The 16,089-nt window shown below is 49.4% G+C and carries 10 protein-coding genes; 2 read left to right on the top strand and 8 right to left on the bottom strand.

Annotation, left to right across the window (positions count from 1 at the left end; translation table 11 throughout):
- Window positions 1-39: 39 nt before the first annotated feature.
- From T456_RS0111895 to T456_RS0111880, 4 genes are all read right to left on the bottom strand, one after another.
- Window positions 40-1,761: an extracellular solute-binding protein gene (locus T456_RS0111895; RefSeq protein WP_024866325.1), complete on the bottom strand. Its 1,722-nt coding sequence runs from the start codon at window positions 1,759-1,761 to the stop codon at window positions 40-42.
- Between the two features lie 130 nt (window positions 1,762-1,891).
- On the bottom strand, window positions 1,892-2,764 hold the full coding sequence (locus tag T456_RS0111890; RefSeq protein WP_024866324.1) for a carbohydrate ABC transporter permease: 873 nt from the start codon (window positions 2,762-2,764) through the stop codon (window positions 1,892-1,894).
- Window positions 2,765-2,778: 14 nt separating this feature from the next.
- Entirely contained in the window at window positions 2,779-3,720 is a 942-nt protein-coding gene (locus T456_RS0111885; protein WP_024866323.1) for an ABC transporter permease, read from the bottom strand.
- Complete coding sequence (locus T456_RS0111880; RefSeq protein ID WP_024866322.1) at window positions 3,713-6,577, bottom strand: glycosyl hydrolase 115 family protein; 2,865 nt, start codon at window positions 6,575-6,577, stop codon at window positions 3,713-3,715. The genes T456_RS0111885 and T456_RS0111880 overlap by 8 nt, the downstream gene beginning before the upstream one ends.
- 174 nt (window positions 6,578-6,751) lie before the next feature.
- Between T456_RS0111880 and T456_RS0111875 the strand changes: the two genes are divergently transcribed.
- A complete protein-coding gene (locus tag T456_RS0111875) occupies window positions 6,752-7,612 on the top strand; it encodes an AraC family transcriptional regulator (RefSeq protein ID WP_024866321.1) in 861 nt (286 codons plus the stop codon).
- 25 nt (window positions 7,613-7,637) lie between these two features.
- Here the strand turns inward: T456_RS0111875 and T456_RS0111870 are convergent, their stop codons facing one another.
- Window positions 7,638-9,581 (bottom strand): alpha-glucuronidase, encoded by a 1,944-nt coding sequence (locus T456_RS0111870; protein ID WP_024866320.1) that lies wholly within the window; start codon window positions 9,579-9,581, stop codon window positions 7,638-7,640.
- Window positions 9,582-9,679: 98 nt separating this feature from the next.
- Here T456_RS0111870 and T456_RS21425 point away from each other — a divergent pair, with 98 nt between their 5' ends.
- Window positions 9,680-10,585, top strand: a complete 906-nt coding sequence (locus T456_RS21425) for an AraC family transcriptional regulator (RefSeq protein ID WP_024866319.1) — start codon at window positions 9,680-9,682, stop codon at window positions 10,583-10,585.
- A gap of 57 nt (window positions 10,586-10,642) precedes the next feature.
- Here the strand turns inward: T456_RS21425 and T456_RS0111860 are convergent, their stop codons facing one another.
- The 3 genes from T456_RS0111860 to T456_RS0111850 all read right to left on the bottom strand — a co-directional run bounded on the left by T456_RS0111860 (window position 10,643) and on the right by T456_RS0111850 (window position 15,961).
- A complete protein-coding gene (locus T456_RS0111860; protein WP_024866318.1) occupies window positions 10,643-12,550 on the bottom strand; it encodes a sialate O-acetylesterase in 1,908 nt (635 codons plus the stop codon).
- A 141-nt stretch (window positions 12,551-12,691) separates the two neighbouring features.
- Window positions 12,692-14,416: an SGNH/GDSL hydrolase family protein gene (locus T456_RS0111855; protein WP_024866317.1), complete on the bottom strand. Its 1,725-nt coding sequence runs from the start codon at window positions 14,414-14,416 to the stop codon at window positions 12,692-12,694.
- Between the two features lie 21 nt (window positions 14,417-14,437).
- A complete protein-coding gene (locus T456_RS0111850; protein WP_024866316.1) occupies window positions 14,438-15,961 on the bottom strand; it encodes a glycoside hydrolase family 43 protein in 1,524 nt (507 codons plus the stop codon).
- Window positions 15,962-16,089 lie beyond the last annotated feature (128 nt).

Raw genomic sequence — 16,089 nt, 5'->3', positions numbered from 1 at the left:
GTGTAGGGTATCTATGAGTAAAAAGAGTAAACCCGAAAGTTAAGGAAGCATATCGGAATCACCGAAGTACTCAGCCCACTTAGCTGTACGCTCGTCGATGATTGCCTGTCCGCCTGCTGAGAGGTAATCTGCAATGCCTGCCTCCCAAACAGAATCGAAGTCAGCTTCTGAAGCAACTACTGCCTGATCGTAAACCTGATCTCTCTTAGCTGAAAGTGTATCGCCTACACCGGCCTCAGCCTCGATAACACCAACGTTAACGTTCTTGGGCTCAAGTCCGTCAGCCTTTGAAATCTTGTCAGCTGCGCTTACAAGCTCAGGATCCTGTCCGGCATAACCATAAGCGATTGAAAGGTCAGCAAGCTTCTGATCACCGAAGTATGTTCCGTTACATGTGATTGTGTAGTCGATGTTCTTACCTGAGTTCTGGATTGCATCGCCTTCTGCTGCGATGATCTGGATAGCACCGCTGTCAAGAACTTCGTGTGTAACACCCTCCTCACCTGCCTGGAGGTACTTGATGGTCTCAGGCTTTGAGATGAAGTCAAGGTAAAGAAGTGATGCAAGAGGCTCAGTGTTTGTTGTAGGGAAGAAGAGCTTTCTGTCGCCTGCTGAAGAATAGAGCCACTTAGCATACTTGCCTTCTGAATTCTGGAAGCAGTCTACAGGAACGAACTTAGCGTCTTCGCCAACGTTTCTCTGAAGGTTGGAGTTGATGGCATCTTCACCGTTTCTGAATACATAATCCCAATTGTGCTGGAATGCGCCAACATAGCCGGCCTTGATCATATCATCCTCAGTTGTGTCTCCGCTTCCGTAAAGAGCGAAATCCTTCCACATAAGGTCTTCGTTGTACCACTTGTTAAGGAGCTTAACAGCATCCTTTGTAGCTGCCTGTGTAACTGCTCTGTCATCGAATCCGTTGATGTAGTATTCCTTGTCTGTGATGTTAGGGTCCATGAAGGATGTGATGATGTTTGAAGCTCTCCAGCCTACATCATAGCTTGTTGAGAAAGGAACCATCTTGGATGCGTCTTTTCCAAGAAGAGTATCTGCGTTGTCTCTGAAGGCAATAAGCATGTCCTCAAACTCCTGAGTTGTTGTGGGAGCCTTCATGTTAAGCTTATCAAGCCAGTCCTGACGAACGAAAGTAACGATTCTCTGCTGCTCTGCACGTCTTCCTTCAAGTGCCCAAACTGTGCCGGTCTTGGGATCTTTGTCCCAGAGCATGTTCTGGTCGCCGAGCCATGCCCAAAGGTTGGGTGTATCTGCCTTGTACTGCTCAATGAGCTCTGACAGATCGATAACGCCGCCCATCTGAGCGTAGGTAAGAACTGTAGGATAGCTGTATGTTACGCAGATGTCGGGAGCCTCTCCTGCTGCAAGAAGGTTGTTGATATCATCAACCTCTGTCCATCTGGGAACCTTCTTGAAGGTTACTTCTACGTTGTGCTCCTCGAGCATGCCCTTCTTGATGTACTCTGTGTACATGTTGTTCTCAGGATCTGAACCGCCGTCATTTCCTCTGTCGTAGATCTCAACTGTGATCTTTCTTGTGTCAGCGAACTTACCGTCTGTAAGCTCTGATGCTGTCTCAGGCTCAGCTGCAGGTGCCTCTGCCTGTGTCTCTGTAGCTGCAGGTGCAGCCTCGGTAGCAGCGGGCTGAGATTCAGTAGCTGCTCCGCCGTTTGATGATCCGCAGGCAACTATTGAAAGGGCCATTGCAGATGCAAGAAACATTGATAATACCTTTTTCTTCATAACTCTACCTCCGTTTTTATTTATATGTGAATTGATTAAATAACTGCCAACAAGGAAGTTCCGCTCTCGCCTGCAAGCAGGCTCGCCGGAACAAGGTTCGAACCAGCTTCGACAAAACCTCAGCAGGTTCTCACTCTTTTACCGCACCAAGCGTTACGCCGTGAATAAAGTACTTCTGCAGGAACGGGTAAATGCACAGGATCGGAATCGTTGAGAACATTACGATGGCCGCCTTTAAGGATGCCGAAAGTCCCGGAGCTGAGAAGCCCTCCTGGGTGGCAACCTCCACCTGATTTATGTTGTTGATGATGTTGTACAGAAGAAGCTGCAGTGTGTAGTACTTGTCATTTCTCATGTACATCAGGGCATCTGAGTAACCGTTCCATCTTCCTACCGCATAGAAAAGAGCCAGTGTAGCCATTACAGGCTTTGAAAGGGGCAGGTAAATGTTTATCAGTATCCTGAAAAGACTCGCTCCGTCAATCTCCGCGGATTCCCTTAAGCTGTCCGGGATGCCGTAGAAGAAACTCCTCATGATGATCATGTTGTAAACGCTCATGACTCCAGGAATGATAAGAACCAGAGGATTACTTAAAAGGTGGAGCTTCTGCATCAGCAGGTAGTTGGGGATTGTTCCCGCATTGAAGAACATTGTTATTGTTATGAATACGTTGATCGCTTTTCTTCCCTTGAGGTGTTCAAAGATAAGAGGGTACGCACAAAGGGTTGTCATTGTAAGAGAAGCGATGGTGCATACGATGGTAAGAAATACTGTCCAAACGAATGCTCTTATGTATTTGGGATCCTTAAGTACCGTTGAGTACGCCTTGAAGTTAAGGCCCTTGGGCAAAAGATATACCTCATTCCTTACAAGGAAATCAGTTCCGCTGAGGGACTTTGCCAACAGGTTCAGCATCGGGATGATGCACATCAGGCTCACTATGAAGCAGAAGATCACAAATACCATGTCCCAGGCTTTATCAGCTCTTGATTTTACTTTCATCTCTTTATCCCCCCTTACCAGATTCCTCTCTCGCCAAGTCTGCGGGAGATAAAGTTAGCCATCAGCAGGAAGAACACACCTACAACCGACTGGAAAAGACCTACGGCTGTTGTCAGGGAGAACTGAAGTCCCTTGATACCTACTCGATAAACATAAGTTGCGATAACGTCGGCAACCTTCATTACCAGGTTGTTCTGGAAAGCGAAAGGCCTGTCAAAGCCGCCGCCAAGGATATTACCAAGGCTCATGATAAGCAGTACCACGATGGTGGGCTTGATCCCGGGAAGAGTGATGTGCCACATCTTCCTGAAACGTCCGGCTCCGTCAACGGCTGCCGCCTCGTAGAGCTCGGGGTTGATTCCGGCAATGGATGCCAGATATACGATGGAGCCCCATCCGAAGTTCTGCCAGATACCGAATCCGATGTAGCTTCCGATCCAGTGTGCTTCATCGTTAAGGAAAGGAATGGCTGTTCCGCCAAGCTTTGCGATGACCATGTTTACAAGGCCGTCGTTAGGTGCAAGAAGCTGCAGAGCCAAGCTGTAGATGATGACCCACGAAAGGAAGTGGGGCATGTAGGCGATGGTCTGCACAACCTTCTTGTAACGCTGGAAGCACAGCTCGTTCAGTATCAGTGCAAATATGATAGGTGCCGGGAATCCGAATATAAGATCCAGCAGATTCAGTGTCAGAGTGTTTCTGAGTGCATACTTAAAGTCGTTGTTCTGGAAAGCTTTGATGAAGTATTCCCATCCGTGATTGGCCGCAATGGGAAGCTTCCACACACTCTCCACAAGACTGTATTTCTTAAAGGCGATCTGTACGTAGATCATTGGCGCATACTTGAAGACCAGAAGATAGATCAGAGGCAGTGCCAGCATTGCGTACAGCTGCCAGTATTTCTTCATGTAGACGCCGAAGCTTACTTTTGACCGGGTCCCGGCTTGTTTACTCATTTCCTTCCTCCTCAAAAATCCTTATATAGCTTTCCCTTGGTCCCAGGTAGGACTTCGGGATCTCAACCCCCTTTTGCACCAGGATGATCCTCTCAAGAACTATCCCGGGGCTCATGCCAAAGAACATAAGTCTGTTCTCCCCTTTTTGGCATCTGACGGTGGTCTCTGCCTTCTTTACATTGTCCTTTGCTTCCTTAGCCCACTGGGCACTTTGGAAAAAAGGTATCTCCGGCTGCCTTACGGTGTTGATGACCTGCGTCTTTCCTCCGTTTAAGGCAAATCCCAGAAACTGCTCGGGCCTGAAGGTTACAGGCGTTGTAGGTGCCAGCTCGAAGATCAGCTCATACTCACCGTCCCGGGACGCATAAAACCTGTATTCCAGTCCCGGCCTTCTCTTTGCATCCCTAAAGTCCGATGTAACCGGGAAAACCTTTACGGCACTTCCGCTTCTTCCGTAGGGAGCAAGGACCTTGAAGGACCCTTTAGGTGTATCTTTCCGGGCAAAAAAGTGTTCGGCTTCGATGCAGATACAGCCGTCGCTTTCAATATATAATCCCGGTGGAACATCGCCGGATGCCGCAGCCACTGTTACCTTTGCGGTCCCTATCCCGATGCCCTCTACCTCGAAATGTCCGATTGCCTTGTCCGACAGAAGTTCTTTGTCGGCGGAAAGCCTTATCCGTTCTCTTGCCTTTACTTCTCCCTCTGTTTTGGAGAAGCTGAGCCAGCTGCAATCGTTGTGGATCCTGAATTTATAAGGCTTCTCACTGCCGTTTATGATGTCAAAGTCTATGGAACTTACATCGGGTCTTAGCATGTCTTCCCAGGTCTGGGGATGATCGTTCCACTCAAGGCCTGTCATGTAATGCTCGTCATCAGCTCTTGAAACCAGCATCCTGGGGGAGTTTGCTCCGTATACCAGGTGCCTTACGGGATACTTGTTGTCCTCCTCGTTCCAGTTGACGAAGCCCACATGCTCTGACTTTCCAAAGCCCTTATAGAATCCGCCATCCACCGTTTCGTATTCATCGATGAGTGCGGCATCCAAGGCGACGCACTTATCAACTTCATCTGCCAGTTTATTGGCTTCGATCCGGTTCTGCCTTGCAAAAAGCTCATTTCTTCCGGCCAGTATCCACATCTTCATGAGATTGGCGGTTCCGCAGGCCGGATAATACAAAAGGGAAATGAAGGCTGACAGATTCTCTTCACTTATCTTCTTTTTGAGAGCTGCAGCTTCCTTAAGTACCCCATCGCTGACCTCCAGTATCCTGTCAGCTTCGCCGAAATGCAGCGGATGATAAACATCCGTGTTCATGATCTCGTGGCGCCTCTTTTCAAGTAGTCCCGTGTAATCCCAGAGGATCTTCTTTACTTTGTTCCTTGAGGCCATGGGGAGCATTCCCTCAAACTGCCTCTCGGCCCACAAGTCCATGTACTTTTGTGTGATGGAAGCATCGCTTCCGCCCCACTTATCTATGTCATATGCAAGGTCCAGGAAATAGGAAAGTCCAAGTTCCTGGGTTCCTATGTCACCAACGTTTGTGACCCAGATCTTTCTTACTCCGAACTCGTATGCTGCGCTCATCTGCTCCCAGACTCTGGGGAGGTAGGTGGAGCCTATCCACTTGAAGGAGTAAGGTCCCCCGTGCATATCCATGTGGTAATACATTCCGAATCCACCGGGGTGATCCGCTATATCTTTTCCCGGAAGGGTCCTTGTATAACCTACGTTGTTGTCCGAGAGCATCAGTGTTACGTCCTTGAGCTCCGGGTCGTTCATAAGACCTTCTGTTTTCTCATCCCCGTAGAAGAACTCTTCCACCTCGGAGAAAAGAACTATCTGCCGCGGAACGTTTTCGAGGTTCTCGTCAACGGTCTCCCTGATGAGATCATTCTGAGTCTTAACCACATCCCGTATCAGATCTATGTTGTCCTTTAAAGAGGCATCCTCTCCAAGGATCTTTGAATCTCTCTCCCCTCGCATTCCCAGGGTTATCACATTTTCAAAGGACTTGTTCCTAAGAAGTCCGTCTCTCCAGAAACGGGTTATTCCCTCTCTGTTTGCTCTAAAGTCCCAGGCGTCTCCGTAGATGGAGTTCTCACCTCTAAGCAGCCGGTACTCCTCGCCGCTTCTCATGCAGGGCTCGTGGTGGGAGGTGCTCATCACCACTCCGTATTCATCTGCAAGCCTTGCGCTCTCAAGTCCGGGTCCATCCATGCTGAAGTTGGAATTCCACATGGCCGGCCACAGGTAGTTGCCTTTAAGCCTAAGGAGCAGTTCAAAAATTCTCTCGTAGCACTTTGCATTTATTCCGCCGAAGTGCTCTGTGGCCCAGTTTCCGAAGGCGGGCCATTCGTCATTTATAAAAAATCCGCGATATTTTACAGATGGCTCTTTGCTGACCATGTTGGCCTCGTCTGTAAGCCGGACGTTTTTCTTTTTCCTTGGTAATACATGATTCCAGTTGATCAGGGGCGAAACACCCAGAAGCTCCGATAGATGAAACAGTCCGTAGATGGTTCCCCGCTTATCGCTTCCTGCGATGACTACTGCGTGGTCCACGCCATCCATGGGCTTATCTATCACCTGAAAGCTGTAGACTTCCCATTTCCCCCTCACTTGTTCCAGGTCCAAAAGTCCGTTTTCTTCAAGCTCCTTAAGGTAGTCGCTCTTGTCCACGGTTCCGTAGATGATAAGGTTTCTGCACTTTGTGCCCTTTGTGTACTCACCGGCATGAAATCCTGTAACCAGAAATATGTCCTGTCTTACCAGTGACGCCACCTTATTTACTCCGGGAAAAGACTTGGATTCGTAAGTGAACATTAACCTGTTATCGAAACTTATCTTGGACACTTTTACCCCCAGCAGGTCTAAATTTCACTTAATACTTGTTGATATTTCCCCAATTCAATGCTATATATTTATCATAAGCGCGGGATTTTAAAATAAATACACAAAAAGCAGTATATTTTTTGCATTATCCGATATAAAATGCACAATCTCTTTTCCCGTGTTGTAAGGAGGAGTATGAAAAAGTGTCTGAACTTCCCGTATACAGTGATCGACAGCGAGATCATCTGCGAGCACAAGAAGGCTCGTGTAGACAAGTCCGATATCAGTACCGTCCACAATCATGACGGATACGAGATAGTTCTTTTCCTTGATGGCGACGTCAACCTCATGATCGAGCCTGACATTTTTAAAATGAAACCGGGAGACATCTTCTTTGTAAGTCCTCTGGTGTTCCACGGTGTGGACCTTGAGGATGTCAGCGGTTATGAGAGGATTGTCATAAACATCCAGTATGAATATCTTAAGAATCTTGGTGATGCGGAAACGGACTTCAGCACTCTTTTCAGAAGCACCGACTCCGCAAATATGAATCATTTAAGAATCCCGGAGGAGTCCATTTCAAAGTTTATCCAGGTGGCCAAAAATCTGGAGGAAGCCCTCCACAGTGAAAGCTACGGCCACAGCATCCTGGCAAAGGCTTATCTTGCCGAGTTCCTGCTTCTTACCTGCAAGTACTCGGAGAATGTCCCGCCCCAGAAAAAGAGCAGTTCCATGCCCGCCGCGGTGGCAAAGGTCCTGGACTACATCGACACCCACTTAACGGAGGACATTACCATCAGCACCATGTCGGCAGATCTTCACTACAGCAGTGACCACCTAAGCCGTGTCTTTTCAGATGCCACCGGAGATTCCCTGAAGCACTACATAAACGCCAAGAAGATTGCTCTTGCCCAGAAGCTGCTGCTTCAGAACAACTCTCCCTACGATGTGTGCTTCATGGTGGGATACAATAATTACTCCAGTTTTTCAAGGCGCTTTTCCAAGCAGATCGGAATGTCGCCCAAGCAGTATCAGCTCTCAAACCGGGCAGGGTGAGATATCACAAGGAAATCCCTCTCAGCTAATATATGGTTCGGCCCTTTTCATCGGCAATGCCGCTCTTTCTGTAGAAGTAGGAGTTCACCTGATCTCTCCACTCTCTGGCGTTGTCAAGCTGAAGGTCGAACCTTTCTTTTACCCTTTTGAAGGAATCTTCGGGAATCACTCCCTTAAGGCTGTCCCAATCATCGGCAAGTCCCCGGGCCTCTTCTTCACCCTCAAAGTGGCTGTCGTAGATGTGCTGAATGAGGGTCTTTCCCGTCTTTAGCATATAGGTGTAGGGAAGATGATGGAAGAAAAGAACCAGCTCCTCGGGGCAGGTCTTTGGATCGCTGTACATCTTCGCGTTCTCTTCGTAGTACTGATTGCAGTACCCCGTTCCGTTTTCGGTTCTGTCTACGCCGATTCCCAGATGGTCCGCCCTGTGGTAGGTTCCCCATCTTGAATACTCGTAGCCGTCAACGCTGGGGCCGTAGTGTCCCATGGGATTCACCATCCAGCCTATTCCAAGGGGGCTGGTATATTTCTCGTAAATCTCTCTTGACCTGAGGAGCATATTGCAGAGGACATCTTCCTCCTTCTTCGGAAGCCCGAAGGTCATGGCGATCCACTCTCTTGCTATCTCTTCGGCACTAAGGTCTGTATCAAAGGCAAGTCTTCCGAATCCGTAGAGGTTGGCCGCTGCCAGATCGTTACCGGTCCAGTTCAGGTCGTTTCCGGTGTTTATTACGGCCGCCATTCCGCCTAATGTATTGCCCATGGTGCGGCCGCTTACAACGTCAGCCACAGTATCTTTTTCCTGATCACAATGGGTGTGAAAATCCAGCACTTCCTTGTACAGAGGAATGAGGTAACACAGATCTATCTGATGCCCTGTGTACTCCTGGGCAATCTGAACCTCCAGCATCTGGTTGGTCTTTGTAAGGCCCCCAAGAAGCGGTGAAACAGGTTCTCGTATCTGGAAGTCCATGGGGCCGTTCTTTATCTGAAGGATAACGTTGTCATGGTAGCTTCCGTCCTGGGGCTTAAAGTAGTCGTAGCCCGCCCTGGCCCTGTCGGTCTTGCGGTCGCGCCAGTCCTGGGTGCAGTTGTAGACAAAGCAGCGCCAGATAATGATTCCGCCGTAGTTTTTGATGATGTCCCCCAGCATGTTGGCGCCGTCAGCCTGGGTCCTTCCGTAGGTGAAGGGGCCGGGGCGTCCCTCGGAGTCTGCCTTTACCAGGAAGCCGCCAAGATTCGGAAGCCTGTCGTATACCTCTTTTATCTTGCCCTCCCACCAGGTGATTACTTTTGGGTCCAGAGGATCGCAGGTGTCCATTCCTCCGATCTCTATGGGAGATGCGAAATTAAGAGACATGTAGAGTTTGATGCCGTAGCCTTCAAAGAGCTCTGAGAGCTCAGAAAGGCGCCCAAAGTATCTGTCGGTTATAAGGTATGAAGCCGCGCCTTTGACGTTGACGTTGTTGATCACCACGCCGTTGATGCCGATGCTGGCCATGAAGCGGGCGTAGTCTCTTGTCCTGTCTGAGATCACGATCTTCTCATTTTCAAAAAAGAAGGATTCTCCGGAGTAGCCTCTTTCTATACTGCCATCCATGTTGTCCCAGTGATTCATCATACGAAGGGGATTCTTTGGAGAAGCTTCTTCGGCTACTTCGATAGCTCTTTTCCCGCAGGACATCTGCCTTATGGCTGCAAAGACGCCGTAGAGGATTCCCCGCTCATCGGAGGCTTCAACGGTTATCCCATCCTCGCTCCCCGCGATGAGGTAGCCCTCCTTCGGTATACTGTCCTTCCGGAAAAGAGACAGCGAAATCCCTGTGAATGCTCTCCTAAATTCAGCTATGGCATTTGCCACAACCGGAGCATTTTCATCAAAACCCTCCACAACAATATCAGCAGTGCCGGGCTTTGTCTCCGCGTCCTTATAGTTCAGCCAAAGCTGTGTCCATTTCTGTGTTTCCATGTGTTTCATCCCTTCTGTCAAAAGTCGGTAATTGCACGATTCTGCCATAAAATGCTAGAATAGCTAAGGATATGTTCATGTAAAAGGAGTAAGTTTCCATGATCTCAGATATCAATGCTCAGTCAAGAGAAGATATTTATTACGACACCTTGAAGGGTGTCCTTCTTTATCACAATACTCTCAATGAATATCCGCTTCACTGGCACAATGAGGTGGAGCTTATCCTTCCCCTTTCGGGTTCATTTCAGGTTAAATTTCACAATGATTCTTCCGCCGTTGTAAACTGCGCCCCCGGGGATATCATGATGATCGCGCCGGGTACTTTGCACGAATACCTGGCTGTTGAGCCCGGCGGAGAGAAGCTGATACTTCTTTTCGATTTTGCCAAGTATTCTCAGGTTTCCCTGATGGTGCCGCTCCTTAAGACTCTTCCTCCCTACGTTCATGTGAAGCAGAGCCGGTTCCCTGTGGAAGCTGCAAGACTCCAGAACTATTTCTGGGACATTGAGCGCCTCTACGGGCAGAGCGACGAGTTCCTTCAGATCTCCGTATATTCACTGGTGACCCTTATCCTTGCCCAGATAGGAAGCATGCATCTTGTGGATGCCATTGTTCCCACGGACACGGCGGATCCCCAGTCCAAGAACATAGAGAAACTCATGACCGTCACCAACTATATCGATTCCCACAGAAGCGAGGATCTTACCGTTGAGCAACTGGCTGATCTTGCAGGCTTCTCCAAGTATCACTTCGAGAGGCTCTTTAAGTCCTGCATGGGAATCTCCTGTTATCAGTACATAACAAAGCGCCGCGTCATGCTAGCCCAGGAGCTTCTTGGCGACACCGATCTGTCGGTGATGGATATCGCACTGCAGTCAGGGTTCTTCAGTCTTTCCACCTTCAACCGCGTCTTCAAGGACATGAACGGCTGCTCCCCTACAGAGTTCAGAAAGCTCTATCTGCAGGGTGCCGATGTGGAAGGCCGCACCTATAACAAATCTTGAATCACAGGCCCTTGGCCCCGTATGACCCCAGGGATGCAAGGGCCTTTATCTTTGAGCTTAAACGCAAATCTCAAAAGGTCCCATGGGAAGATTTGCTTTGTTGTAGAGCATCGCCCCGTGGTAGGTATAATCCACAAGATATCTTACTTTTTTAATTCTGTCTGCCGGAAGATCTGTCCTTAAGATCACGCTGCTGCCAACGATCTTAGCATCTGCGTCATATTCTTTTCCGGTTTCATCCACAATCTTAAAATCGCTGATACGGCTGCCTTTTCCGATATCTCTTGCCACAAGTCCCGCAGCATGGTCAAAAGAGATCTCTATGCGGCCCTCTTCCTTGTCTGCGCCATCTTCCGTCCCGATAATCTTTGCAGAAACCGCTGTAGGTCCGCAGTACTCGGAAGGATAGCCGTATCTTAAGTGGGCTGCCCACAGAGCCAGGCGTTTGCCGATGCGTCTTTTGCCCGTGGGATGAAGATCGTTGTCCTCTCCAAGGTCCATGTTTACTGTCATTCCGACCATGGGATCCTGAAGAAGAGCTGACTGGCTTAGCCTAAACTGCGGCCAGGGATCATCCACAGGCGCAACATCTATCACAAAATTCGGAAGCTGCGCAAGGATGTAAGGAAGGTTCTCATCTCCCCACTTATCCCGGTAGCCCTTTATCATGCGCTTTGACAGATCCACGTAATCCCAGGGCTCAAAGGTGTTGGACTCGCCCTGATACCAGAGAACACCGTCTATGGGATAGTTGTGGCAGGGGGCTGTCATGGCATTGTAAAGCCCCGTGGGATGCCAGTTTATAAAATCCGTGGGCGGGATACTGTCGCACCTTGCGGCAACCTTGTACTTCCAGTTTCCATCAAGCCTTACCTTCGCCTCGTCGTTAAATATCATGTAGTCCTTGCCGGGAGTGATCCTGCCAAGGCCGTTCTCAACGCAGAGTCTGATGACGATGGAATTCCCCTTCGCCTTGGTGAGGTCCTCGGGAATATCATATTTTCTCGGAGGATACTGATACTCGATTCCTCCTACCTTTACGCCGTTTACAAAGACTTCGTCCCTGTCAACCAAAGTTCCCAAAAAGAGCCTTGCGCTCTTTCCCGCAAGCTTATCCGAAAGATCAAAGCTTCTTCTGAACCACACGCTGCCGCACATGTCCCCGAGCTTTGTGTCCTTAAACAAAAACGGAATATCTATCTCATCCCAGTTCTTATCATCAAGCTCCGGCCTCTTCCAGTTCTCGGAAAGTCCCCTGTCCTGCTTATCAAGAGCCTCTCTCCACAATGTGGCATTTATCTCATTCTTTGCAGCCTGCGACTGTCTGAAGTCGTCATCCGCGTATCTGTCGGCTTCCGCCAGAAGCTCATCATATCCTTCCAGCATATCCCTGCTCATCCAGGACGATATCTTGGATCCTCCCAGGGATGCATTGATAAAGCCCACAGCCTCCCCGGTTATCATCTGAAGATAAGCCGCAAAGAAATATCCCGTGGCGGAAAAATCCATGATCGTTTCTTTGCAGACACGGCTCCAGCTGCCGCTCCTGAGTTCCTCCAAAGGCCCGTGAAAATCCGTATCCTCTATGATCTTAAAGGTCCTGATCCCGGGATTTTCCTCGATCTGCGCCAGTGTGGGATACCTGTCCTTTACCCTGGCGATGGGCAGCTCCATGTTGGACTGTCCGGTGCAGAACCACACAAGTCCCACCATAACGTCAGTTACAGTGATGGCGTTTCCCTTATCATCGGAAACCGTAAGTTCGTAGGGGCCGCCGCTCTCCCTTGCAGGTAAAAAGACATCGAATCTGCCCCGCTCGTTTGCAACACCGGAAGATACGTGGTTATCAAGCCTCACCTCTATGTTTGCGCCGGCCTCATCCCAGCCCCATATATGAATTCTTTTTCTGCGCTGAAGCACCATTCCATCCGAAATGATCTTCGGCAGCACAAGTTTTGACTTCATGTCTTCTCCTTACGGAAGATGCGGACCTGCCATGGAAATTCCGGGCAAAATCCGCATATTCATCTACTTTTACTATTCGATTATACTTTTTTCAAAAAACCGTTACTCGACATTTTCTTGCATGTTACTTCGCATTTTACGTTATTTTACGATCCCGAATCCGAGGATTGTAAATTTCTTATCCTCCATCCCGGGCTTCATGCGAACCTCGATTTCATGCCGGCAGCTCTTTTCCCCATTAAGGATTATCACTGCATTGCAATGGGTCCAGTTGTTAACGTGGGGATCGGCGTCTCTTACGACTTTGCCGTCCACAAGAACCTCTGCCGTTCCGAACTCTCCCTTGTCGGAATCCTTGAATATAAGGAGGAGCCTCTTGCACTCCGCCGCCATCTTAAAGCTCTCTTTACAGCCGCTTCCGTCGTAGTGCCAGTTATAGGGGAACTGGGGCACCAGCGTGATGCTCTTGTCGATCTCGGCGCACTGAAGGTCTTTGTCCTCCTTGTCAAAAGAGCCTTCACTTACCGGTTCGATATTGTATTTGGAAGAAAGCTTTGAAACCTCTCTTCTGTCCAGAAGCTCCACGGTCTCAAAATCCGCGCCGATGGCGGGCTTTGTCCCTGCCACATCCAGCTTATCCTCTTTGGAATCTCCCTCGCCGCTTATCACATCCATGCAGTTCATGAGGCAGTCTGCCATGATCCTGTGGCCGATATTGGTGGGATGATACACGTCATAGAAGAACAGATTCTTGGAGATCACTCTGCCTTCTCCGGGAAGAAGCGGGAACTGAGGGCTCACCGCATCAAGAACGCTCACCATGGGAAGGTCGTAGTTTCTGCCAACGGGTGAGAGTCTATCCTGCAGATTCCAGTCGTTGGAGAACACCGAGAACAGCAGCACCACTGCGGGCTTACAGGGAAGGGAGAGTGCTTTCCTAACAAGGCTTTCGTAGCAGACACCCTCGGTCTCGTCGTCGCCGTCGTTTACCGCAAACTCAATGACGATCATGTCAGGCCTTGCTGTGTCGTCCCTTAGCACATCCCTCTCAAAGCGGATCATTCCAAGCTCCGAAGGAGTTCCGCCGATGCCGGCTTTTACAAAGGTGCACTCGCCGCCCTTCATATATCTTTTTACAAAGTCCTCGTAGAAGACCCTTGCATAGCACTTCTCGTTAATGGGAACCGCTCCGGCTCCCTGGGTGATGGAACCTCCGATGAAAGCAAGAGTTACATCCTCGCCGCTTCCGGCCTTCTCCAGAACCTTTTTAACTCTTGCGATGTTGCCTGTCTGCATAAGACTCTTTGCGATCATGGCCTTGTAGGCCGGGCTGTCCGTATCCACGGCGCTGTCCTCAAACTGCTCCGGAGCCTCATAGCCGTCATTCAGGTACAGGCGAACATCTGCGGATGCCTGCAGTCCCTCGGTGTCAAACTCAAAGCGAAACTGCCCCAGCACTCTGTCTGTGGGCTTGAGCTCAAGTCCTGCAAAATCGATTACCGTCTCCATGCCGTCCATGGCGATATCTTCTTCTATAACAGTGGCATCCTCCCCCGGAACTGTGGGATACATCTCCAGCACAAACTTAACCTTTTTGTCTGGCAGGGCGCAGGATACGCTGACGCCGATACTGTTCACGATCTCCTTAAAGCCCTGGGCAGTCTCCATGTCTCTTAACATCTTCTCATCTGTAAGATTCCCGGTGAGCCTTGCGGCATCCTGGAGCCTTCCCATATCCATGTACAGGTAGTGGGTAAAGCTTCCGTCTGTCTGGGGAGCTCCCTGAATATCCTTGTTGTGGAGAATATAAAGGTAAGGTCTCTTCTTTGTGGGATCCTTAGGCGCATTTACAATTGTTTTTTCCATGATCAGATGATCTCCTTTTCTTCAGGAAAGAAACTTCCAAGAGTAGAATTCAAATCCTTCGCCCTCAAAGACGAAGTAAACGTCATGCTTTCCTGTGACAGCTCTGTCAAAAGAGCCGGTGATTTCAGTAAGTTCTTCGACAATGCAGGTACCTATAATGACGCTGCAGACAGGCTCAGCCTCAGGGGAGTCGAGGCAGATATGGATTTTGCCGGAAAGGCCGTTTTGTCCTGCGCTTCCGATTCTTCCGCTAACGCTTCCGCCTTCAGCATCGCTATCTGCGTCTGCGTCAACGCTCTTAACCCGTACTTCAATGCCCTTTGCGCCGGCATCTACAAAGTCCGCTCCGCTCACACTAACCCAGCTTCCGCTGTGAATATCTGTCACGATCATGTCGCCGCTTCCGTACTTTTCTGCCGTTTCTCCAAACTGCCTTGTGGCGATGCCTGTAGCGTTGGACATGGTGACTGCCTTTGTCTCTTTATAGGGATCAAGGGCCTTTACCTGCTCTGCGCCCTTTCTTGTCATGACGCTCTTTGCAGGGGCACTGTCACCGTCAAGCTCAAGCCTGTCAATACCGGTACATCTGTAGCCCTTCAAAAGTCCCATGCTCTCTTCGAGGATCCTGCTGTGGTAAGCGATGTAGTATCCACCGCCAAACTCAAACATGCAGTGATGGTTGTTTCCGCCAAGGCCGAAGAAGTGCCCGGGATTCTTAAGAACAGGCGCCGCCATCTCAAAGGGTCCCATGGGATCACCGGAAACCATGGTCACGATCTCGCCCTGCTCAAAACCTTTCTCCTCCTCTGCCTCTTTTGACATACTGAAATTGGAACAGTAGGAATAGAAATACCTTCCGCCGATCTTGTTGATACCGGAATCTTCAAATAAATAGGAAACATTTTCGATGGGCCTGGGGTCACCCTCAAGGCTTATCATGTCAGCTCCAAGCTTAGCAACTCTGGCTGTTCCCGGGTCCCACGCCTTATCCTCGGAAGGGACACCGCCGCCAAAATATATATAGGAACTTCCGTCCTCATCCATAAGCACTGCCGGGTCAAAGAGCCAGGTAACCTCAGCGCAGGTTGGTGTATCCCTTGAAACCAGCGGTCCGCCAATAGGGTCCGTGAATGGTCCCACCGGTGAGTCGGCGCTTAGCACCGCAATTCCGTTTCCGCTGTTTGCAAAGTACAAAAAGAATCTGTCCTTACCGTCTATATTTTTCCAGGCCGCTGCGGGAGCCCATGAGTTTTTTCCCCAATTGGCAGCTCCCTGCTCTCCGGCTGCGTACACGGTTCCGTGGTCTGTCCAGTTTACAAGGTCATCAGAAGAAATGACGCTTATCTTATCTATCATGCTGTAGCTGTTCTCTTTTACTTCCCCATTCTCATCAAGCTCCTGAGCGGGGTCATCCAGGGTCATATAGACATAGACCCTTCCCCCGTAAACCATGGCATAGGGGTCGGCGCCAAACCTCTGGACCATCACCGGATTGTGATCCGAAAGCTGCTTGAAGCTCTTCTTAATATCTAAATTCAAACTCATTATGTAATCCCCTCCGGGCACTTTTGCCCACAATATTCTTATCTTCCACGACTATAACAAATGGGCATTTCCGCCCTCCACCCTATAATTGCTTTATTCTGTCCAAAAATTGCTATTGATGGTCAATT

This window comes from Butyrivibrio sp. FCS014 (assembly GCF_000526935.1).
Classification (GTDB): domain Bacteria; phylum Bacillota; class Clostridia; order Lachnospirales; family Lachnospiraceae; genus Butyrivibrio.
Note: the sequence above shows the minus strand (reverse complement) of the source record. Positions and strands in the feature narration are given on the sequence as shown.

What these genes read in the sequence shown, in the direction of transcription:
- T456_RS0111895 (WP_024866325.1), bottom strand. Translation starts at nt 1,761, where the DNA reads ATGAAGAAAAAGGTATTATCAATGTTTCTTGCATCTGCAATGGCCCTT.
- T456_RS0111890 (WP_024866324.1), bottom strand. Translation starts at nt 2,764, where the DNA reads ATGAAAGTAAAATCAAGAGCTGATAAAGCCTGGGACATGGTATTTGTG.
- T456_RS0111885 (WP_024866323.1), bottom strand. Translation starts at nt 3,720, where the DNA reads ATGAGTAAACAAGCCGGGACCCGGTCAAAAGTAAGCTTCGGCGTCTAC.
- T456_RS0111875 (WP_024866321.1), top strand. Translation starts at nt 6,752, where the DNA reads ATGAAAAAGTGTCTGAACTTCCCGTATACAGTGATCGACAGCGAGATC.
- T456_RS0111870 (WP_024866320.1), bottom strand. Translation starts at nt 9,581, where the DNA reads ATGGAAACACAGAAATGGACACAGCTTTGGCTGAACTATAAGGACGCG.
- T456_RS21425 (WP_024866319.1), top strand. Translation starts at nt 9,680, where the DNA reads ATGATCTCAGATATCAATGCTCAGTCAAGAGAAGATATTTATTACGAC.
- T456_RS0111860 (WP_024866318.1), bottom strand. Translation starts at nt 12,550, where the DNA reads ATGAAGTCAAAACTTGTGCTGCCGAAGATCATTTCGGATGGAATGGTG.
- T456_RS0111855 (WP_024866317.1), bottom strand. Translation starts at nt 14,416, where the DNA reads ATGGAAAAAACAATTGTAAATGCGCCTAAGGATCCCACAAAGAAGAGA.
- T456_RS0111850 (WP_024866316.1), bottom strand. Translation starts at nt 15,961, where the DNA reads ATGAGTTTGAATTTAGATATTAAGAAGAGCTTCAAGCAGCTTTCGGAT.